Source organism: Streptomyces sioyaensis (genome assembly GCF_004122735.1).
Taxonomy (GTDB): domain Bacteria; phylum Actinomycetota; class Actinomycetes; order Streptomycetales; family Streptomycetaceae; genus Streptomyces; species Streptomyces sioyaensis.
Genome location: NZ_SDIF01000052.1, coordinates 25,193 through 45,753, shown reverse-complemented (window position 1 = coordinate 45,753; position 20,561 = coordinate 25,193). Strand labels below are relative to the sequence as shown.

Sequence of the window (20,561 nt, the reverse complement as noted above, 5' to 3'; positions counted from 1 at the left end):
AGTGGCAGTGGGGGGCGGGGCGGCTTCGGTGGGGGACGGAGCGCCGGTCAGGCCCTGTTCGTGGGCCTTGACTCCGGACCGCACCGCCCAGAAGTAGAAGACCGGGGCGGTGACCGCGATCAGGACGGTGCCGAGCACGCCGGGAAGGACGTCCCGGCCGCCGAACTCCTTGCCGCCCAGCGCGGACACCGTGGCCGTCCACACCAGGAAGGCGATCATCCACCAGGCCGGGGCGAACTGCCGCAGAAGACCCGGCCGTCGCCCGCCATCACCCTTGCCGGACGCTTCATGGCGCCTTTCGATCTCGTCCCGGCGCCGCAGCACCAGCGCCGCGACCGGTGCGGCCACCAGCGTCAGCAGGGTGATCTTTCCGGTCTCCGGCCACTTCGACCAGTACAGCGCGCAGGCGGCGAAGGCGAAGGTGACCGGGCACAGCACCCCCGCGGCCGGCAGCCGGAAGGGACGGGGCAGCTCCGGGCGGGTCCGCCGCAGCACCCCCACCGCGATCGGGCCGATCAGATACGAGATGACCATGGCCGCCGACACCACGCCGGCCAGCGCCTGCCAGCTGCGGCCGACGGTGAGCAGCAGCACGACGGAGAAGCCGAGGTTGAGCCACATCGCGGGGCGGGCGGTGCCGTAGCGGGGATGCACGGACGCCAGCTTCCGGGGGAAGAACCCGGTCTCGGCGAGGTTGGTGACCATGTACGCGGCCGAGGCGACATTGGCGATGTTGGACCCGGCCGGCGAGATGAACGCACCGAACTGCAGCATGGTGACCACCCAGTGCAGCATCAGCAGCCCCGCCAGGTCGGCGAACGGCGAGTTGAGGTTCAGGCCCTGCCACCCGCCGGACCGTGCCAGCAACTCGGGCGGCACCGACCCCAGGTACGCGGCCTGCAGCGCCAGGTAGATCACCAGGCCCAGTGCGAGCGCACCGACCAGGGCGACGGGGATGGCTCGGCCCGGGTTCTTCGCGGCCCCGCCGAGGTTGACCACGGCCTGGAAGCCGTTGAAGGCGAAGACCACACCGCAGGTGGTGACGGCCGTGAGCACGGCCGACCAGCCGTACGGGGCGAAGCCGCCGTGGGCGGTGAAGTTCGAGGCGTGGAAGCCGGACCCGACCAGGGCGAGCACCGCCAGCACCGGGATGGCGAACTTGACCAGGGTCAGCACGGTGTTGGCGCGGGCCAGCAGCTGTACCGACCAGAAGCAGGTCAGCCAGAGCGCGAGGGTCAGGACCAGCGCCATCGCCGTGCCGGAGAGGGTCAGCTGGTGGGTGGCCGGATCGACCAGGTCCTTCGCCCAGCCGAAGCTCCAGGACGTCATGTACTGGGTGGCCGCGATCGACTCGATCGGGATCAGCGAGGCGGTCGCGATCCACACCGCCCAGCCGGTGAGGAACCCGAGGACGGGGCCGTGCGAGAGGTGCCCGTAGCGGGCCATGCCGCCGGGGATCGGGTAGGCCGAACCGACCTCCGCGTACGACATCGCGATCATGCCGATGAAGACGACGCCGATCACCCAGGCGACCAACGCCGCGGGGCCCGCCACCTGGGCGGCGGAGCCGGCCCCGAAGAGCCAGCCGGAGCCGAAGATCGAACCGATGCCGATCATGATGAGGGCGAAGAGGCTGAGCCCCTTGCGCTCGCCGGCGCTCATGTCCATGGAGAAGTGTCGTCCGTCCTGGTGTCGCGCATGCCCCGCGATGGGGGAGGGGCCGCTGTCGTCTGCCGCCGACCACCTTATTTCCGGCTACATGGCGGGAACGCCACTGCGCTGCCGGAACACCACGCGGACCGGCCCGGGCAGACCACGAGCCCGGGGCCAACTGCCCCGGCCTCAAGGCCCGTTCACTCCCCAGCGTCACACGTCGGCGGGGCTCCGGAGATCACTACATGAGACGCGTCACAGCGGCGGGTAAGCGGGCGCTTGTGCGCGAGCGATGTGACGCGGGCCTTGAGGACCTAGGAGGGTGGGGCCGACGAGAGGGGCAAGGCCCGGGCGGCCAGGATGTGGTCCCAGGAAGGGGGAGTCGACACTCGCCTCGGGCGGGCGCGTCCGAGGGACGTGGTCGGGGGGAGACGATGTCCTGCGCCAGGCGCGGTGGCAGGAGTGCCGGCTCAGGCCTCGCCGAAGAGGAGGCCGGAGACGAGGTCCTGCCACCGCGTTGCGGGGTAGCGGCTGCGAGGCGCAACGACGTGCGGCATGCGCGCTCTTGCCGTAGGCCCCGGTTCCGGTCACGACGACGTCCTCAGAAGGCTGCAGCCGCGGGCCTGTGGACCGATCGCGGAGATTCGTCGGGCACCACACCGGCCCCGGCGCGAGACGCGGTCATCCGGAAGCGGCATCGCCCCAGCTCTGGGTGATGAGGAGCTTGGCGTTGCTCTGCTGGGTCTCGGTCGGGAAGCTCGGCGTGCCGGAGACCTTCGGCAGCTTCGCCGCCGCGGTCTTGTTCAGCGTGCCGGCCTTCTTCATGGCGGTCATCAGAGCCGGGCGGGCGTATCCCTTGAGCCTGAGGTTCTGGCCCTCGGGGCTGTAGAGGTACTCCTGCCACAGGCGCGCGGCCGCGGGGTGCGGCGCATCCTTGTTGATGGCCTGCGAGTAGTACTGGGAGAACTTGCCGTCCGAGGGGACCGTGACCGTCCAGTCGAGGCCCTTGGACTTGAACTCGTCGGTGTATCCGGCGTTGAGGTAGTCCCAGTCGATGCTGATCGGCGTCTGGCCCTTCGCGATGGTGGCCGCGGTGGATTGGACGGGCGTGTAGTTGCCGCTCCTCTTCAGCCTGCCGAAGAAGTCGATGCCGGGCTGGATGTCGTCGAAGGAGCCGCCGTTGGCGAGGGCGGCTGCGTACACGGCGCCGAAGGCCGAACCCGACTTGGTGGGGACGCCGTTGAGCGCGACCTTTCCCTTGTACTGCGGCCGGAGCAGATCCTTGAAGCTGGTCGGGCAGGTGTGGACGCGCTTGGCATCACAGCCGAAGGAGATGTAGCCGCCGTAGTCGTTCGCCCAGCGGCCGATCGAGTCCCGTTGGACATCGGGGATATGGGCGAAACCGGTGACCATGTACGGCGCGAGCAGCCCGTCCTGGGCGGCGCTCTGCGCGAAGGAGCTGCCGAGGTCGAGGACGTCGGGCGCGTTGTCCTGCCCCTGGCGCGAGGTGACCGCGCTGATCTCGTCCTGGCTGGCGCCCTTCGGGTTCTCGACCTCGACCTTGATGCCGTACTTCTTTTTGAAGCCGTCGATCAGGGCACCGTAGTTGGCCCAGTCGCGGGGCAGCGCGATCGCATGCAGCGTGCCCTCCTTCTTGGCCGCCTTGGTCAGGGCGCCGATGCCGCCGAGGTCATCGGCCGTGGTCGCGTTGGCCGCGCTCCTTCCGCCGGAGGTGCCCGACGCGTCGGACTCCGCGTCACAGGCGCTGAGGGATAGGGCGGCGACGGCGAGGACGCCGGTGAGGACGGCGGTTCTCGGCAGGAACACGGTCACGGACTCTCCAGGGGTACGCACAGAGGATTGAGGGGATTCATGCGGGGCCACACAGGGGATGCACGTGGGGGGTGAGTACCTGTCTGAACAAGTTGGGGCCTCAGTAGGCCTAACTATGGTGTTCGCCAGGTAAACATTGGTAAAAGTAATGACTCCGATTCCCTCACAATCGCAGCTCGCAGGGGTTACGCGACCACCTGGTCCAAGCTGGTCGCGCTGCACACTTTGCGCACAACTCCGTGCGAGAGGGGAAGCGTGGCGACGCGACACGAGGGGATCGTCGAAGAGCTGAGGCGGGCGATCGACCGCGCGGATACAGTGCGGGCAGTCTGCTGCCCGCGGAGACCGAACTCGCGGCCCGGTACGGCGTCTGGCGCGGCATGGTCTGCCAGCCGTCGCGGCCCTGACCGTCGAGGGACTCATCGAGTCATGCCAGGGCGCGCCCGCCGTGTGCTCCTGGTCCTGGCCGGCTGCCGCAGTCAGGGCTTCACTGAGTTGTGCCGTTTCGTACGGGGTCGCACGCGATGGTCGCAAGACACTCAGACACGTCATTTGCCCGAATGTCGCCCCATGTCGCCGGAAGGCTCCGTACTCCGTACGACTCCAACTTCCATCCAGCACAGCGGTGTTGCACGTCCTGCTGGTACCCGTGCTCTGGACGTCAGGCGCATACTGCTGGAGCGGACCGCGTATGCGGACCGGATCGCTTCGGCCGTCGAGCGCATCGAGCCCGAGTGCCGTCCGTGACACGGCCGTCGACACCTGCTGCCCCGGACGCTTGGCGAGGACGGGAGCGAGCAGGCGGAGGGCGCGGCCGGCCAGGTAGTCAGGGACGGTGTCCACCCGCGCGGTACTGGGGCGGGCGGCCGCCCGCAGGCCGTGGTGGGTGGACACCTCCCGCAGCCGGTACGTGCCGGACTCGGCAGCGTCAGCCGTTCATGGCCGCCCAGAACTCCTCGAAGGACATCTGGCCATCGCCGTTGGTGTCGAGCGAGTCGATCAGCTCCTGGGCCTGCGACTCGGTGATCTCCGAGCCCTCCAACTCCGCCACGACCTTCCGGTATTCCTCTGCGGTGACCAGGCCGTCGCCGTCGATGTCGTAGCGCTCGAAGACCTTCCGCGCCGCCGTCTCCATGATGTCTGCCATGTGCTCCGCCCTTGAACGATCTTTGCTGACGTGCCCAGACTATCCGGCCGCTGGAAGGGCCACGGGACCCGTCCCCGCCGCCCTGCGACGCAAGGCGGAGTTCACCCTTCCGTGGGCCCGGGCCCCTCATGCCTGTTGAGTCCAACATCTCTGTCTGGCCATCTTGTTCAGGCGTTACCCGCGTGTAGGGGCGTCAGCGGCGAGGATGGGCTGTGGGTGGGTCCGCCGGCGATCTCGCAGTGCGGCTCACCGCTGTAGCGACGCGGTGCGGGGAGCGGACAGTGTCAGGGGGTCCGCGTCCGCCTCATGAGGGCCGCGGCATCCGCGGCGATGTCCGTCACGATGCGGCCCGCCGGGGCGACGTCATGGACGAGTCCGGCGCTCTGGCCCGCGTAAAGGGCGAGGGCCTCCACGTCGCCCGACATGCCGGGCACGGGGACCATGTCGTCGTAACGCGACCAGGACCGTCCGTCGGCGCTTCGGGCCACCACGGCGCCTTCGCCGGGGCGGTTCGGCGCGGCGGGACGGTCTGCCGCCTCCCAGGCGCGGAGCGTGGAGTTGCGCAAGGCACGATGCGGGGCGTTGGGCCAGCCGCCGTCGAAGCACCGCGTGTGCACCGCGTCCTGCGGCGCCGCCTGGATCACAGCTTGACGGTAGACCTCATGCGTGGCCGCCTCGGATGCCGTCAGGAATCGGGTGCCCAGCCATCCGGCCTGGGCCCCGAGGGTCAGTGCGGCGGCGAGGCCTCGCCCGTCGGCGATGCCGCCGGCCGCGATGACGGGCACCGGGTGCACCGCGTCCACGACCGCGGGCACCAGCGCCATCGTGGTGACCTCCCCGCGGACGTGGCCGCCTGCTTCACACCCCTGGGCCACGATCACGTCGACGCCTGCGGCAACGGCGCGCGGCCTCGGTGACGGAACCGACCGTGTGGAGGTGCAGGGCATCGGCCGAGTGTGTGCGTTCGGCGACGGGCGCGGGATCGCCCCAGAACGTCGAAATGACCGGCACGCTTTCCGCCAAGCAGGCGTCGAGAAGCTCGTCGACGGGGAAGTCCAGCACCAGGTTCGCCGCGAAGGGCCTCGGTGTCATCCGTCGAACCTGCCGGATCCGGCGCACCGCCTCCTCGGCGGTGACCCAGGTCAGAGCAAGGGTGCCGAGTCCTCCCGCGTTGGCCACCGCAGCCACCAGCTCTGTGGTGACCGAGGATCCGATGGGTGCCTGCACCACGGGGACCTCGATGCCCAGTTGCCGGCACAGAGGTGTGGTCAACGTCGTCATGCTGTCCTCTTCATGCGGGGCGTTTCGGTTTCCGAATTCCGCGGCGATGTTAGTGTTTCGAAATCCGAAACACCAGGGGTGTGGGTCCGCAGAAGCGAAGGAGGAGCGCGGTGGGCACACCGACACCAGGACGGCCGGTGCGTGGCTCGATCACCGGACGCCCTCTCATGGCCGCGCTCGATCTGTTCGGCCGGCGATGGAGTCTGCGCGTGGTGTGGGAACTACACGAGGGCGCCCTGGGGTTCGGTGCCCTGCGCCGACGCTGCGGCGACATGTCCTCCAGCGTGCTGCGTCAGCGCCTCGTCGAGCTGATGGAGGCGCGTCTGGTGCACCAGACCCCCGACAGCCACTACGACCTCACCGCGCTGGGGCGACAAGCCCACACAGCGCTCAGCCCCCTCGTCGACTGGTCCGCCACCTGGGCCGCCGAACTGGCCGAGCACTCCTCCGACCACGACACCGCCACCGCCGATGCCCCGGACATCCCCTGAGGACCGTCCGGCGGGTGACTGTGCGGCGGGTCACGAACGAGGTCAGAGGCGAATGGCTGCGATGGTCACGGTGCCATGAAAGATGTACGCCCTCTTGTCGAAGCGGGTGGCTACGGCGCGGAAGCCTTGAGCTCATTGATCGTTTGCTCGGCTTCGTTGCCGAAGAGGTCTTCCCTGGTCAGGCCCTCACCATCATGACCTCCCACATAGGGACAGCTGAGACGAGAAGCCCTGCCGGCGTTGCCGGTGGATGCCTTCGTGAGCAGGCGAAAATTCGGGTGAGATGGGCGCGACGATGCGGAAGACTCGGGCCGACCGATGAGTTCTGCCAGGCGTGCCGGTCTTCATCACCGGTATCACCACCCACGTTCGTGCCGACAGCTCTTGGCTGCGAGGCGACTGTGACCAGGAACCCCAGCGAGGAGCTGCCATGTCAACTGCGACCCAAGAACGACCGGCTGTGCAGAAGGGCCGCATACCAACCGTGGTGCGGCTGCTGGTGCTGGCCACATTCGTGGTGATCCTGAACGAAACGATCTTGATCAACGCTATCCCCCGGCTGATGGAGTCGTTGCGTATCACCGAGCAGTCGGCGCAGTGGGTGTCCACCGCGTTCATGCTGACCATGGCCGCCGTGATCCCCATCACCGGCTGGTTCCTGCAGCGGGTCACCACCCGCCAGGCTTACGCCATCGCGATGGGCGTGTTCCTGGCGGGTACCGCTCTGTCAGCCGTCGCGCCGTCCTTCGAGGTGCTGCTGCTCGGGCGGATCGTGCAGGCCGTGGGCACGGCCGTGATGATGCCCCTGCTGATGACCACGTTGATGATCGTGGTGCCTGAACATGACCGCGGCCGGGTGATGGGCAACGTCACCCTGGCGATCTCGGTGGCGCCCGCGCTCGGACCTGCCGTGTCCGGGCTGATCCTGCAGATCGGCTCCTGGCGAATGCTGTTCGTGGTCGTCCTGCCGATCACGGCCCTGGTGACCCTGCTCGGGCTGCGCAAGCTGGACAACATCGGCGAGCCGCAAGTGAGCTCCATCGACTGGCTCAGCGTCTCCGTGGCGGCGCTCGGCTTCGGCGGTCTGGTGTACGGCCTGAGCCTCTTCGGCGAAACCGACGGCAGGGTCGGGCTCGGCATCGGCATCGTCATCACCGGTATCGCGGCCATCGCGGTCTTCGTGATCCGCCAGCTCAAGCTGCAACGCACCGGTGTGCCTCTGATGGACCTGCGCACCCTGGGGCACCGCACCTACGGCCTTTCCCTGGCCCTGATATCCATCGGGTTCCTGGCGATGCTCGGGTCGATGATCCTGCTGCCGCTGTACCTGCAGAACATACGCGGGCTCAGCCCCCTGGAGACCGGCCTGCTGGTCATGCCGGGCGGTCTGGCCATGGGACTGCTCGGACCGACCGTGGGCAAGGTGTTCGACCGGGTCGGCAGTCGGCCGCTGGTACTGCCCGGCTCCATCGGGATGGTGCTCGCCCTCGGCGGATTCACCCAGGTGTCGATGACGATGCCGTACTGGCAGGTGCTGGGACTGCACGCGCTGCTGATGGTGAGCCTGGCGGCGACGTTCACTCCCGTCTTCACCCTTGGCATGGGCGCACTTCCCCCTCACCTGTACTCGCACGGCAGCTCGATGCTCGGGACGTTGCAGCAGGTCGCCGCAGCGTTCGGGACCGCGCTTGTGGTGACCGTGATGACCGCGCGCAGCGGTCACCTGGTCACCGACGGCGTCGCCGCCGTGCCCGCACAGCTGAGCGGGATGAAGCTGGCCTTTGGGGTTGCCGCCGCTCTCACCTTGGTGACGATCGTCGTCGCCGCGAAACTACCGCGCCGGACCGCTGCCGCTGGCGCCCAAGAGCACGGCAGCGCGGCGGACCAGCCCACCGGATCATGAGGGCTGGGCGGAGGGGGAAATGCTGATCAAGGCGCAAGCCGTGAGGTCAGCGACGTGCCTACGACTCGGGGAGCGAGGGGAGAGACCCACTGCGTAGTCCGTCGTGGGTGGTGGCACTCGGAGGTCAGCCACTCCACGGCGGCATCGGAGCGGGCTGGCCCGGAATCTCCAGCAAGGTGGACAGGCATACGGGGCGCTCTTCGACCACGAGGTGTCCGGCCTCCGAGATCACCCCCAGCTCAGCGCCGAGTGTGGCGCGCACTGCCGGACCGAGCCGCCGTGGAGGGGAGAAAGGCATCGTGCTCCCCGGTGACGACCAGACGGGGAAATGACCGCGCGGGCAGGGTGGCATCGCCCGGCGCCCCGCTGGAGCGCGCATGCCGGGCGACCAGTGTCATCCCACACCTGACTACTGCGAGCGTTGCATCAGGGAGGGCAAGACCCGGCGTGAGACCCTCCGATGCCTCAAACGCTATGTCGCTACGCCGTCCCGGCGGGGTGCCGCAGGCGGCATCCGGCGGAACCGGACTGGGGGCGGGCCCGTCTGACGGGTACCGCTCCGGGTGTTCACGAAGCGAAGGGGGAGACGGATGCCGCGAGGGAATCGGGTCGTGTCCGCGGTGGTGACGGCTTGCGCAGCGGTTGCAGTAGCCGTGGTGGTGGCGGTACTTACCATCCCCACGGGCGGCCCGGGCGTCGGCCGTCCGGCCGCCCCGGAGACGAGCTCACCGACGCATCGGTCGTCGCACCGGCCGGGGGATGCGGCGAGCGGGGCCACGCCGGACGAGAAGCCCGGGACGGGTTCCTCGTACTGGACCGACGAGCGCCGGCGCGAAGCATCCCCGGCAGAGATGCCGCAGCCGTGAACATCTGGCGGTGAATGCCTGTCCGCACGGGGCGATGCGACACCTGTGCAAGGAGCACGGTGTCGCATCGCCCGGGTCACGCATGCCGCTACGGTGCGCGCGGGTTCAACGGGCCTGTGTCAGTGGTTGGCTACGTCCTTGTAGACGTTGATTGCGCCGTCACCGTGGTTGGACGAGAAGCCGTGGGGGTCACTCCACGCATTGTCCGGGTCGTTGGGGTCAGGGTCGTAGACGTGGGACATGGCGCCGACGATGTAGCCCAAGCCGTCACCGTTCAGGTCGTCGATCCACGGGCCGCCGCTCGACCCCTGGCCCATGTCGCACACCATCTGCAGGCGCTCGTCCCACCACCAGCCGCTGGCGTCCTCCGTGTTGTCCCGGCAGTAGGTCAGCTGGTCACCGGGGAAAGAGCGGCCGTTGCCGGCAGCGGGGTAGCCGAGGAACGTCACGTTGCTGAAGTCCTGGCCGTAGCCGAAGTGATACCCCTGCGATCCAGCGAATTCCTGGATGTTGCCGCGATCGGACTGCGGACGGACCTCCACGGCCGCGACGTCCTGCGCGAAGTCCCCGTCGTCCGCCCAGCCCTTGGTGGTGTTGATGTACGCGGCCTCCCACAGGCCGTGCGGGGCCCGGCCGCCGTCGTCATCCGGGGCGAACGTCATGTAGTCAGGGTCGTAGAACTTCCCGTCCCCGCCGCCGCCCGGGTGGACGCAGTGCCCGGCGGTCCACAGGGTGTTCTTGTTGGACGCGTGGATCACACTGGCAGAGCAGGTGTGACCGGAGCCGTCCGGCAACCGGTAGAAGAGCCTGCCGGTGGTGAGCGCGGGCTGCTTTCCCGCCTTGCCCCATGGCCTGGCCTTGTTGACCGCGGCGCCGGCCTTGCTGTCACCGCGGGCGGCGGCTTTGTTCGCCGGCGCGGTGGGCGGTGCGGACAGCCGGCCGAGCCGCGACGATACGGTGCTCTTCTTGATGACGCGCTGGATCTCCCGGGCACTCAGGCCGGGCAGCGGGGTCGCCTTGGCTGCGGCGCGGCGCTCCGGCGTCCAGTACGACGTGGCGTCGGCGCCCGAGGACGCGGTGGCGCCGCCTGCGGCAGCCGACGGCAGGGCCGCGGCGCGTTCCGGCTCTGCGGCGCCGGCAGCGGACTGCGGCACCCAAAGTGCCAGCACGGCGATCAGCGAGCTGCCGAAGCCGACCCGGAATTTCGTGCGGTGACGCGATATCACCTGTGTCTCCCCCTAGTTGTATGCGATGCGCCCGGTTCGAGGACCCGGAGCAGGCAACGGGAGACGGCGACGTTCATCATGGGCATGCCACATGCGCTTCGAAGTCCCCCGTACCGCCAGCCAGGATGGGAGGACGCTGCGGCCTGTAGCAAGTCATGAAGCGAGGATTGGCTGAAACGGCAGCCCGCCACGGGGCGGTACACATGGGAGCGTAACGATCTCGGATTCGGTGGGCGGGCCCCTTCGCTAAGAGGTCGCGCGGATAGGCCCCTTGGGGCGGAATCGAACTGTCAGTAGCGACAGCGGTGAGATTGTGAGGGGTACGGTCGGAGTGCCAGAGTTCCTACAGGTCGGGAACGTGGCGGTCAGAGGCCACAATCGGGGGCTACGAGGCCACTCGCTGCAGCTCGGGAAGCACGGCCGTTTCCATAGGTTTCGATCACATCCCGTTGGAGGACGGGTGTCAATGCCCGAAGTCGCCTGCACGGATGTCCGAACTCCTCTGCATTCTGCATGGTGCAGTGAAGCCGGGGCGGTCGCATGGCATCGATACCAGCGACGCATGACCGCTTAAGATGCATTCCAGTCATAGGCGGAGGAATACAAGTCGAACAGGGGCATTCACGGCTGCTCGTTATCGAAGGCAGGCGGCCCTGCGGGTTGCGGCAAGTCCCGACGCCTGCGCCTGATTGCCAGGATGATCAGAAATATCGCTGTGATGCATGCCAGAGCGGCAGCGACAAGGGTGACAGGCGACAGCGACCCCTGCGCGTGCTGACCGCATGTCGGAACATCCTGTTCAGGTGCCTTGTAGGGCCACTGGGGGGTCCAGCCGATCGTCTGGCCCGGGTGGGCCGGATCAGCCACTAAGTACCACCCGTAACGGGACACCTTAGACGTGTCGATGACATCGTCGGCGTTTACCCAGCACAGCACCGAGATCCCGGCTGCGGGGTCAAACCGGGTGGACGGTTGCGGTTTTAGCGCCCGCCAACAGGGTTTCTGTCGAAGGATCGCGTACCCAGCCACGTCCGTGTTTGCCCGGACCTGCTGCGGCTCCGCCGTGCCAGGTCCGGGCCAGCCAACCGTCAGGCATTCCTCGGGGTCGACATACTTGCCAGTGCCCTGCCCGTCGGGCTGCTGCTGGGGGAAGAAGTACGGAACGAGCGCGATTATCGCCGCGACAATCGTTACAGCTGCTGGCACGAGCAAGACCGGATCCCGGTACCACCGGCGAGACGGCACGACCGTGCCGCCGTTGGCCGCCGCCTCGTTGGGTACCCGATCCGCGCCGTCTGGTAACCGATCCGCGTCGCCCACGGCACAAGGCTATCGGCCCCACGGTTCCCGGAGTTGGGATGCCCGTCAACTCGTCAGCAATGGCTTGAAGTCGTGAAGTGGTGTCTGATGCGGGTAAACCCCAACGCCACAGATGCCACGGACGCCGCTGGACGAGTTGCTGGCGCTTGTGCGCGACGGTGACACCGTGATAGCGCACTCGATGCACCGGCCTTCGCTGAGTTCGAGCGCACCCTGATCCTCGAAGCCAGCGAGAGGGCATCGTCGCGGCCAACACAGCGCGGCGCCTACGCCGGCCGCAAACCCGACCTCACCCCTGAACGAGTACGCGAGCTGTGTGAGCGCGCCGTCGTCGGTGAGCGCAAGTCCGTTCTGGCCGAGGAGTTCGGCATGGCTGAGCGGGCTCCGGCCGCTGGGCGGCTCCGCGCCGGGCCGCCGCGGCCCGGTGCCCGAGACAGGGCACCGGTTCACAGGACTGGCCTCGCGTGGCCTGGCATGGCACGCCGCTGAACTCGCTCGGGTGACGGTGTGGGCAGCCGATGGGGCGAATTGACGGTGATGTTCCTCGTGGCTTCCGATTGCCCGGACGGCCGAAACTATCGTGAGCGGCTCGGGCACGAGACAACTTGCCGGACACAGCCGACCGACGGGAATTTTCATGGGCACGCGACTGAGTAATGACTCCGCCAAGGAAATCGTCCGGAGACGGTTTGCTGAGCTTGATGCTGGGAACATCGGCGTCTTGGACGAGCTCTTCTCTCCGGACTACAAGCTCAACTTTCCCGGCCGTAAAGCATTCTCCTTGGAAGAAACCAGGCAGTTCTATCAGCGGATGTACGCAGCGTTCGCAAATCTGCGGCATGAGATCCACGACCAGATTGCGGAGGGAGACAAGGTGGTAACCCGTTGGACGGCAACGGGGAAACACACGGGCGAGTTCTTGGGCATCGAGCCGAGTGACCGGATGGTGTCGTTCGAGGGCATCAACATCTACACATTCGAGGATGACAAGCTCGTAGCGAGCCATGTGGTCTGGGATCTCAGCCAACTGGACAAATGAGTGCTCGCAGGCCCCACGTGCGCGGCAGCACCTGGCCGGTCGAGGTGCTCGTCGAGATCGGCAGCGGGAGCCATCGGACGGGAGTGCAGCCTCACGCTGCTGGTGAGGTTGGGAAGGCGGCTGCCGACGCGGGACTGGATGTCGTCGGCGTGTGCACGTTCCCAGGACACGACTACGGAAATGACGCGCGGGTGGCGAGCGCCGCACGGCCGAGGAGCGCACGCTGAGCGAGGCATGGGCGCTGCGGGACCTTGAGCAACGGCGTCCGTGTGGTCAGCGGCGGGTCGACTCCGACGGTGGGGTAGCGGCAGCACCTGTACAAGGGGGCGCTCCAGCCGGACCATGGGAACGACTACGGATTCGATCGGGGCATCGGCGCTGCTGACCCTGTATACGCCTCGCGCCTCCAGGCCTATGCCCAATTGATCCAGGTCGCGTCCCATGCCCCACAACCCCATCGCCAAGACGGTGGCGATCATGGCGGTCATCAGCCAGGCCAGGGCGCGGGCGGCGCGCAGGCCATAGCCTGACAGCGCCCAGTAGGCAGTCAGCAGCGCCCGCTCGCCGAACGGCCGGGTGGCGTCGTGGCGGCGCATCTCGCACTCGCCGTAGTAGAAGTCGGCGGCGTTTGGTTCGTTCTTGCTGTCCTCCAAGGACTTGCGCAGCTGCCGGTACAGTGCGGCCACCGCCGCGGGCTGAAGCTTGGGGGCGTCCTGGGCCGGAGCGGTCCAGCCTCGGGCGACGGCCCGGTCGGGGAAGCGGGCGGTGTGCACCCGCCCGTGGTGGTCTTCCGGCAGCGTGTTTCGGCGACACTGCCAGGGGAATCGCCTGTCCCAGCTGGTGGGGGTGGTGGCGAAGGTGCACCAGCCGTCCACCTTCATCTGCTCGAGGTGGACAGCTCCGGCGAACCGGCACACGCTCAGGTCGACCTCGTGCAGCGCCAGGTGCGCGGCATCCACCCCGCTCACCGACACCAGCCGCGTGCCGGGCTGCCGGTCGGACAGCGCCGCCTCCGGCATCGGGTCGCCCGATATACCGCGGAAGCGGACGGGGTGAGTGGCGACAACTACCGGGTACTCGAAGACTGCGTCACGCAGGTCCAGTTCGGCGTACCGAAGGTGGAACTGGACAGTCGACGCCCACCGCGTGAGCACGCCGGTCACCTGTTCGACTGCGAACTTCAGTGTCGCCGACTGCTGGAAGACCGCATCATTCATCGACACCCGCTTTCCACACACCACCGGCCTCAAGTGAGCCACTTTCTCGAACTGCGCCATGTCGAAGTCGACGTTGCCGGCGATTGTCACACCAGGGAACGCGGCGGAACCGAAGGTCGCCCAGTGGAACTCGGCGTCGCCGGCGAAGGTCGCCCTGCCAAATCCGGAGATGCCGGTAAAGGTCGCCAAGTCGAATAAGGCTTCGCTGGCAAAGGTCACGTCGTTAAAGATGGCGTGACAACATTAAATGTTGTCTCGAAGAACAGGGCAACGCCGGTGAAGGTCGCCTCGCGGAAATCGACTCTGCCGGTGAACCCCGCCCTGTAGAAGATGGCATTGCCAAGGTGAGGGCGTCCAGTGGTCGGATCGACCAGCGCGTCGAGCCACTGGTCCAACAGCTCTACGGTGAAAGAGGTGCCTCTGCAGTCGATGTCATCGCCGGGCGACAGAGTGGCCAGGTGGGCGGCGCGGTGCCTCCGTCCGATGAGCCAGGCACGCAGTATGTCCACCGACCTGGATGCCAGGGCAGCCGGCCGAGGCGAGGTCGGCACCGTGGCTACAGCGCGGCCAACCACTTTCCGGCAGGAACAAAGCTTGGGTCTACGGGCGTCACGTACCAAAGGACAACCGGAGCGGCCAGGCAGTTGCACGCCGCCATCGCTTGCACTGGACGATCGCCCCTTCTGGGAGCTCGCGCACCGGGCGGTGATGTGCCGGCGTGGGCGAGGACTGGGTGGGGCCCGGCCGGCGTGCCCGCTTGGTCAGGGGCCGGTGAGGGTGGTGTGGGTGTCGATCTGGCGCCACACGATGTGGCGGGTGCCTTCTCTGAACTACGGAGTGGACGAGCGCCGGGACGCTCTTGCATATGCTCGACAATGAGCGCATGGACGTCCCTGAGCTGCTCGAATCAGCCTCCCTGCTGGTCCCGGAAGAGACCGCCACCGAGAACGACATCACGGTGCAAGACATCTGGGACTACCTCGCCCACGACGAGTGGGAGGTCGCCCTGGGCCTGCTGGAGGAACTCGGGGACGGTCGCTCGATCCCTCTGGCGTTTTGGGAGAAGCTCGCCGAAGCGGCTGAACAGCTCCAGCTGGAGCGGAGCGCGGCCTGGTGCCATTGGCGGTGCGCCGAGATCCGCAACGGCGTAATCCGAGCAGATCTGACGCTCCGCCTTGCCGGCGAGGGCCGACGCACGACACCAATCTCCGGCGCCGGGGTTCTGCGACCCATGTGGGACATCGGACACCTCTCGCCCACCGGTGAACGTGCGGTCAGCATCGCCGCGCTCTGGGTTGAGAACATGCCCATGCTGGAGCCCGGCAGGCATGCCACGGTTCGCCTCGTGCCACTCACCCCCTCCCACTGGACGCACGTCCAGCCCGGCCAGCAGATCACTATGCACGAGGACCGAACCGTGGCCGGGACCGCAGTCGTTCTGGAGGTTCATCGCCCTGCAGCCATGCCCAGAGGGTGAGGTGGCCGGGCACTCACGGCAGTGTGCCGACAGACGGTCACTCAAAGCTCCAGAGGCGAATACGCAGTAGCTTCGCTGGTGCGGGCGGTGAGCTGGGCGCGACTCAGGGGTCGTGTGGGTTGGGCTGGTCGGCCATGGGGATCAGCTGGATGTCGAGGTCGTCGGCCTGGGCGTGGTGTACGGGTTGCCAGCCCCCGTCGCGTGGGGGTGATTGGCTGAGTGCTCGCCATCGGTTAGGAACGCCACCGCCGTGCCATGGCAACGGCTGTCCCGCCCGCCGACATCAGCAACCCGGTCCCACCAAAGGTCAACGGCAGCAGCCACAGTGAGGCGAACCCGTTGATCCGCGCATCCTTGGGGGAATCGGCGCGGTACAGCACCTCGACCCGTTCACCCTTCTCGTACGAGGGCGGATGGGAACCGTCGAGCTCTGGAATCGCCTCGGCATGCCGTCCGCCGACGTGAACTCGACCACCGGGTACGCCACGGGCGTGCGGCCCTCCCCGTGGTCGTCCTCGCGCCAATCCAGCGACACCACTGAGCCCCGGGTCCGCTTCGCGTCCGACAGGAATGAGGCCGACACCCTCGCCAGGACCAACCCGAAGACTAAGAAAATCGCCCCGAGTGCGATCAGCACGAACGCGATCCACCGGCGGGTAGCCCGCCCACGCGCCTGAACCTCAAACTCCATGTAGGAACTCCTTTGGACGGTTACTGGTCGGACATGGGCTGAGGGGGGGCCGTGGCCGGGGCTGCCGTGGCGGTGGCGCCAGCGGTTGTCGGCGGGCAGCAGGTCGTGGAGCGTGGCCAGGAGGTCTTCGTCGCTGCCTGCGCCGGTTTCCCGTACGGCGATGCCGGCTGTGGCGTGCGGCACGAAGATGTTCAGCAGGCCGTCGGGGGCGACTGCGGCCTCTTGGAGGAACTCGGGCAGTCGCCGATGAGGTCGGCGACGGTCTCGGAGGTGCTGGTGGTGACTTCCAGGGTGCGAGTGGTGAATGCGGTGCTCACGCGTTCATTTTCGTAAGGGCGGCTCGCTCTCGTCGCCAGCCCCGCGGGTATCTCTCGCCATCTGGCGACGCGGCGCATGTCCGATCCGGGAGGGCCCGGAGGGCCAGGGGCCGCTGTGTCCGGAAGTCTTCGCCCACCCGGGAAGACATCCGCCGCTTTCCTGGTTGGGTGAAGCACGAACCACTCCGGGGTGCGTGACGTAGAGGTCGTGGTGATCGGTGCCGGGTAGTGCGAAAACTGTTGGACACGTCCTGGACGCGCCACGACGATTCCCGCTGTGACAGACAAAGCCGAGCGCCGGACCCCAGTCTCCACGAGCGGGAAGTCCGTGCGATTTGTTGAGTTATCGAGCACGACCATGATCGCCTTGCTCAAGGACGACCTGGCTCAAGCCAGTGCCGAAGCAGGTGTCGCTCTCAGCGAGTACTTCGTCACCGACACGGCAAAGTGGGTGTGGCAGTACCGGGTCAATCAGCTGACCTCGGACCCGGGTTGCGCGGGGTGGCTCACGCAGATCGTGGTAGCCGAGCCGGAAGGTGCCGTCGTGGGGTATGCCGGGTTCCATGGGCCGCCGGATGAGGCGGGCATGGTGGAGCTCGGTTACTCGGTGGTCCCCGTCTACCGTCGTCAGGGCTACGCCAGAGCGATGCTGGCCGCATTGGTGCGTCGGGCCGTTGCAGAAGCCCGAATCAGGACCGTGCGGGTGACGATCAGTCCTGACAACACGGCATCCCTGGCCACGATTTCTGGATTTGGCTTCGTCGCGGTCGGAGAACAATGGGACGAGGAAGACGGCCTCGAACTCATATTTGAAGTTCCGGTCTGATCAAACTGCTGCTGGAAGCGAAGCGGTCGGCCTCCCCAACGGATGCCTTTCTCGCTGCGGATGCGGGCGCGTTCCTTGCGCTGGGGGCGAGCACGTCGGGGTGGCGGGCGTTGGTGTTGCGCCAGCGGAGGTAGGCGTGCAGGGCCCGGGGCTGCACGGGGCGGCTGTGGTGGTGGGAGTTGGCCAGGTGGAGCCCGTGCGGCTTGAAGCAGTGGCACGGTATCGCGACCGGCTATGACCAAATCGCTGAGTCCTACCGAGCAGCCATCACCGTCGCATCGCTTCTGATGTGGACGTGACACTTGGTTGACGACTCCTGGAGACCATCCCCGATTCGGTGGAGCCGCAGGTGGCTCTTGCCTTTCCTGGCTGGCTACTTGACGTTGACCGCGGACCATGCCTTCTGGACGGCCGCATACTCGCGGCTGGACGTTCCGTACAGCTTGGCGGCGGCTTTGAGGGTGCCGGTCCGGGCCTGCTTGAATCCGGTGGTCGAGTGGAACTGGGTGGTGAGCGCTTCGTACCAAATACGGGCCGCCTTGGTGCGGCCGATACCGGCGACTTTCCGGCCGTCGATGGTCGGGCTGTTGTAGGCGACGCCGTTGATGGTCTTCTTGCCGCTTCCCTCCGCCAGGAGGTAGAAGAAATGGTTGGCTATGCCGGCCTGGAAGTGGGTGTCGCCGTCCTTGCCGCTCGCCATCCCGGGCTTCCAGAAGTCCGGCGACTTGCCGTCGCGTGACGGCTTGTCCATGTAGCGCACGGGGGCGGACTTTCCGTAGACCTGCTCTTCGAAGAGGTAGTCCGGGGGGTCGCTGGGGAGGTTCGCCTGGAATTCCACCATGGCGGCGAAGATGTCGGAGGTTGCCTCGTTGAGGGCGTCCGACTCGGAGGAGTAGCCGAACTTTGCCGTGGCGTCGCTGACGAGGTGGGTGTATTCGTGAGCGACCGCGTCGAGCGACGTGACGGGCTTCTTGTTGTTCTTACCGTCGCCGAAGAGCGCCGCCATCGGGTCTTCGATGGCCTGAGCGTGGCTGAAGTTCTTCTTGAAGTGCACGTACAGGATGGGGCCCTTGTTGTCGCCACGCGGGCCGAGGCGGTGGAAGGTGTGCTTGAAGTAGTCCCAGGCCTGTTCGGCGGCGAAGTGGGCGTCAACGGCCGCCGATTCGCGGCTGCTGGTGGTGCCGTTACCCCAGACGTTGTCCTTGCCGGTGAAGGGCTTGCTGAGCTCCAGGTCACCGAAGTACTCGTTGTTGAGATAGTCCTTGATGGTCAGGCCACCCCGGGTGGGATCGGTGAGTTCGTAGCGGCCGTTGCGCAGGCGAGTGGTGATCTTGACCGTGCCGACGCGTATGCCATGGCCCGTCGCGATGGCACTGCCGGCGGGCTGAGCCGGCACCGGTGCCGTGCCTCCCGTGGCGGCAGTCGCCGGTTCGGCCATCGCCCCCGACGCAGCGAGCGCGGCGGTGGTCACGACGACGGCGCTCATCCGCAGTGCGGCGTGCTTCCGGCGGCGCTTGCGGGTGGACGGTGCACGATTCATGGGCTCCTCCACAGGGCCGAACGGCATGGGGTACCGGGGCAGAGACCCCGGTCCCTTCAGCCACAGAGATGGCCGTAGCGCCCGCGCCGTTCCCGTCAGACGCCGGCAAACCTCAGAAACCACTCGTCGTCTCGGAGATATCTTCGCTCTGCACCACACCAGGGACGCGATGGGGCGCCTGACCGAACGGGTCCTCGGCACGCACTACGCCAGCAACCCACAACTCCACCGCGCCTATGGCTACCGCGCCGACGGTCGGCTCACAGCCATTGCCGACCCTGCAGCAGGCGCTGCCACTCGTCGTCAATCTCGCGGACCCGTACTGCCTCTGCCACCCTCACAGCCTCTCGGGAAGAGGAGGTGTCCGGGTTCGGAACGGGCGAAGTGCCTCTCGATGTCGTGTCAGGTCAACACCGCCCGAAGGCGGGACTTTTCGGCGCGGCTGATGGCGCGGCTGATGACGCGGGCGATGGTGAGCATGCCGCGCCGAGAGGAGTCGGTGGTGTCGTCGGCACCCAGTGGGCGGTCACCGTCGTGGAAGAAGTTCGCGGGCCGTTCCAGGGAATTCCGCGTGGGTCAGGCTGTCGTGAGGTGGCGTCCGGGGAGGGCGGGGCCCGGCGCCGCGCACTGCGGCACCGACATGAGGGCGCGGGCGGAGTTCCGCGTCAGCCCCGGCCGGGGACGCAGAACTCGTTGCCCGCCGGGTCGGCCAACGCCGTCCACGGCGCGTCGCCCTGGCTTACGGGTGTTGCGGGTGCCATTCGAAGAGCAGGATGGTGGCGTCGTCGCGCAGGTTGTTGTGCTGGTAGTCGAGGATGGCGTGGATGAGCAGCCGCAGTACCTCGGCCGGGATCTGGCCGGCGGCGGAGGCGCGGATGATGAAGTCCGTGAACCGGTCGAGGCCGAACTCAGCGCCGTTCGCGTCGCGCGCGTCGATCACACCGTCGGTGTAGAGCAGGACGCGGTCGCCCGGTTCGAGTGTGGTCTTGTGGACCTGGCGGGCGGCCGGGGCGAGTTCGAGGTAGAGGCCGATCGGCGGCTGCGGGGGGCTGTCCAGCGCCCCGTCGAGCACCCGCTCGGCACGGATCAGCAGCGGTGGCGGGTGACCGCAGTTGATCCAGCGCAATTCCCCGGTGTCGGCGTCGAGCCGGCACACCACACCGGTGCAGAAGTGGTCGGGCAGCCACTGGGCGAGCGCGCGGTCGACGGAGCCGACGAGGTCGGGCAGGTCGGCGCCGCTGCGGCGGGCGTTCCGCGCGCCGGCCATGGCCACCGAGATGGCCAGACCGGAGGCCAGATCGTGGCCCATGCCGTCAAGGATCATGGTGTGCAGCACCTGCTTGACCACCGCGTGGTCGAAGGCGTCGCCGCCGACGTCGTACGCCGGCTCCAGCACCGCGGTCGAGACGCACTGCTTGCTGCCGATGGTGCGGGGCGGCAGGAAGGCCCGCAGCATCTCGGCGGGCAACTGCATGGTGGCGGTGCGGGTGCGAGCGGCGATCCAGTCGCTGTAGGCGCGCTTGGAGGTGACGACCATCGCGAGCAGATCGGCCAGCATCCGGCTGCGGCGCATCCGCGGCCCGTCCAGTGTGGCGGTCCGCACCGCCAGCACCCCCAGCCGCTCCGCACCGTCGATCAGCGGTACCCAGATGACCACGCCGTCGCCGTCGTCCGTCACCCGCGGGGAGACCGTGCGGTACGCCCAGCCGGCCTGCGAGGCGTCCACCGGCAGCG

14 protein-coding genes and 9 pseudogenes are annotated in these 20,561 nt (G+C 67.7%); 8 read left to right on the top strand and 15 right to left on the bottom strand.

The features are described from left to right. Together EST54_RS19045 and EST54_RS19040 are read right to left on the bottom strand one after the other, a co-directional pair. Positions 1–1,668 (bottom strand): APC family permease (locus tag EST54_RS19045; protein WP_135796893.1); only part of this gene is annotated, 1,668 nt, incomplete at its 3' end. Positions 1,669–2,334: 666 nt separating this feature from the next. After that, a complete protein-coding gene (locus EST54_RS19040; protein WP_129248835.1) occupies positions 2,335–3,486 on the bottom strand; it encodes an ABC transporter substrate-binding protein in 1,152 nt (383 codons plus the stop codon). A gap of 255 nt (positions 3,487–3,741) precedes the next feature. On the opposite strand from EST54_RS19040, the pseudogene EST54_RS36215 reads away from it, so the two are divergent. Then, a pseudogene (locus EST54_RS36215) lies at positions 3,742–3,994 on the top strand (GntR family transcriptional regulator); the annotation flags it as partial. An 84-nt stretch (positions 3,995–4,078) separates the two neighbouring features. Next, positions 4,079–4,224, top strand: a pseudogene (locus EST54_RS36210) (GntR family transcriptional regulator); the annotation flags it as partial. Between the two features lie 190 nt (positions 4,225–4,414). On the opposite strand, the pseudogene EST54_RS19035 reads toward EST54_RS36210, so the two are convergent. The 3 genes and pseudogenes from EST54_RS19035 to EST54_RS35055 form a co-directional block, all read right to left on the bottom strand. Then, a pseudogene (locus EST54_RS19035) lies at positions 4,415–4,642 on the bottom strand (EF-hand domain-containing protein); the annotation flags it as partial. A gap of 275 nt (positions 4,643–4,917) precedes the next feature. Next, positions 4,918–5,580, bottom strand: a complete 663-nt coding sequence (locus EST54_RS19030; protein ID WP_217371189.1) for an NAD(P)H-dependent flavin oxidoreductase — start codon at positions 5,578–5,580, stop codon at positions 4,918–4,920. Next, positions 5,492–5,914 carry an NAD(P)H-dependent flavin oxidoreductase gene (locus tag EST54_RS35055; RefSeq protein ID WP_217371188.1) on the bottom strand — a complete coding sequence of 141 codons (423 nt, stop codon included), beginning with the start codon at positions 5,912–5,914 and terminating at the stop codon, positions 5,492–5,494. Before EST54_RS35055 ends, EST54_RS19030 begins: the two co-directional genes overlap by 89 nt. A gap of 110 nt (positions 5,915–6,024) precedes the next feature. On the opposite strand from EST54_RS35055, the gene EST54_RS19025 reads away from it, so the two are divergent. Next, complete coding sequence (locus tag EST54_RS19025) at positions 6,025–6,405, top strand: winged helix-turn-helix transcriptional regulator (protein ID WP_307825523.1); 381 nt, start codon at positions 6,025–6,027, stop codon at positions 6,403–6,405. Between the two features lie 42 nt (positions 6,406–6,447). On the opposite strand, the pseudogene EST54_RS19020 reads toward EST54_RS19025, so the two are convergent. Then, positions 6,448–6,563 (bottom strand): annotated as a pseudogene (locus EST54_RS19020) (IS5/IS1182 family transposase); the annotation flags it as partial. Positions 6,564–6,889: 326 nt separating this feature from the next. Between EST54_RS19020 and EST54_RS19015 the strand changes: the two are divergent. Further along, the gene (locus EST54_RS19015) at positions 6,890–8,308 is read left to right on the top strand and encodes an MDR family MFS transporter (protein ID WP_244942557.1); all 1,419 of its coding nucleotides are present in this window, start codon (positions 6,890–6,892) and stop codon (positions 8,306–8,308) included. 985 nt (positions 8,309–9,293) lie between these two features. Here the strand turns inward: EST54_RS19015 and EST54_RS19005 are convergent. Both EST54_RS19005 and EST54_RS19000 read right to left on the bottom strand, forming a co-directional pair. Beyond that, a complete protein-coding gene (locus EST54_RS19005) occupies positions 9,294–10,400 on the bottom strand; it encodes a trypsin-like serine peptidase (protein WP_129248833.1) in 1,107 nt (368 codons plus the stop codon). A 621-nt stretch (positions 10,401–11,021) separates the two neighbouring features. Continuing rightward, positions 11,022–11,720 (bottom strand): hypothetical protein, encoded by a 699-nt coding sequence (locus EST54_RS19000; RefSeq protein WP_129248832.1) that lies wholly within the window; start codon positions 11,718–11,720, stop codon positions 11,022–11,024. Between the two features lie 637 nt (positions 11,721–12,357). On the opposite strand from EST54_RS19000, the gene EST54_RS18995 reads away from it, so the two are divergent. Both EST54_RS18995 and EST54_RS18990 read left to right on the top strand, forming a co-directional pair. Continuing rightward, positions 12,358–12,759 carry an ester cyclase gene (locus EST54_RS18995; RefSeq protein ID WP_129248831.1) on the top strand — a complete coding sequence of 134 codons (402 nt, stop codon included), beginning with the start codon at positions 12,358–12,360 and terminating at the stop codon, positions 12,757–12,759. Then, positions 12,756–12,986, top strand: a complete 231-nt coding sequence (locus tag EST54_RS18990) for an alanine racemase (protein WP_129248830.1) — start codon at positions 12,756–12,758, stop codon at positions 12,984–12,986. Before EST54_RS18995 ends, EST54_RS18990 begins: the two co-directional genes overlap by 4 nt. 1,062 nt (positions 12,987–14,048) lie before the next feature. On the opposite strand, the pseudogene EST54_RS35520 reads toward EST54_RS18990, so the two are convergent. Continuing rightward, positions 14,049–14,195: pseudogene (locus EST54_RS35520) on the bottom strand (pentapeptide repeat-containing protein); the annotation flags it as partial. Then, positions 14,192–14,485 (bottom strand): hypothetical protein, encoded by a 294-nt coding sequence (locus tag EST54_RS35050; RefSeq protein ID WP_217371187.1) that lies wholly within the window; start codon positions 14,483–14,485, stop codon positions 14,192–14,194. The gene EST54_RS35050 and the pseudogene EST54_RS35520, both read right to left, overlap by 4 nt. A gap of 356 nt (positions 14,486–14,841) precedes the next feature. Between EST54_RS35050 and EST54_RS18975 the strand changes: the two genes are divergently transcribed. Beyond that, positions 14,842–15,453, top strand: coding sequence for a hypothetical protein (locus EST54_RS18975; RefSeq protein WP_239013658.1), 612 nt, complete (start codon positions 14,842–14,844; stop codon positions 15,451–15,453). Between the two features lie 706 nt (positions 15,454–16,159). On the opposite strand, the pseudogene EST54_RS18965 reads toward EST54_RS18975, so the two are convergent. Beyond that, positions 16,160–16,461, bottom strand: a pseudogene (locus EST54_RS18965) (YjbQ family protein); the annotation flags it as partial. 358 nt (positions 16,462–16,819) lie between these two features. Between EST54_RS18965 and EST54_RS18960 the strand changes: the two are divergent. After that, complete coding sequence (locus EST54_RS18960; protein WP_239013659.1) at positions 16,820–17,287, top strand: GNAT family N-acetyltransferase; 468 nt, start codon at positions 16,820–16,822, stop codon at positions 17,285–17,287. A 20-nt stretch (positions 17,288–17,307) separates the two neighbouring features. Here EST54_RS18960 and EST54_RS35515 read toward each other — a convergent pair. The 4 genes and pseudogenes from EST54_RS35515 to EST54_RS36200 form a co-directional block, all read right to left on the bottom strand. Beyond that, positions 17,308–17,444 (bottom strand): annotated as a pseudogene (locus EST54_RS35515) (IS630 family transposase); the annotation flags it as partial. Positions 17,445–17,660: 216 nt separating this feature from the next. Further along, positions 17,661–18,827: a M4 family metallopeptidase gene (locus EST54_RS18950; RefSeq protein ID WP_129248827.1), complete on the bottom strand. Its 1,167-nt coding sequence runs from the start codon at positions 18,825–18,827 to the stop codon at positions 17,661–17,663. A gap of 665 nt (positions 18,828–19,492) precedes the next feature. Then, positions 19,493–19,645: pseudogene (locus EST54_RS36060) on the bottom strand (VOC family protein); the annotation flags it as partial. Then, positions 19,645–20,136, bottom strand: a pseudogene (locus tag EST54_RS36200) (PP2C family protein-serine/threonine phosphatase); the annotation flags it as partial. The pseudogenes EST54_RS36060 and EST54_RS36200, both read right to left, overlap by 1 nt. Between the last annotated feature and the right edge of the window lie 425 nt (positions 20,137–20,561).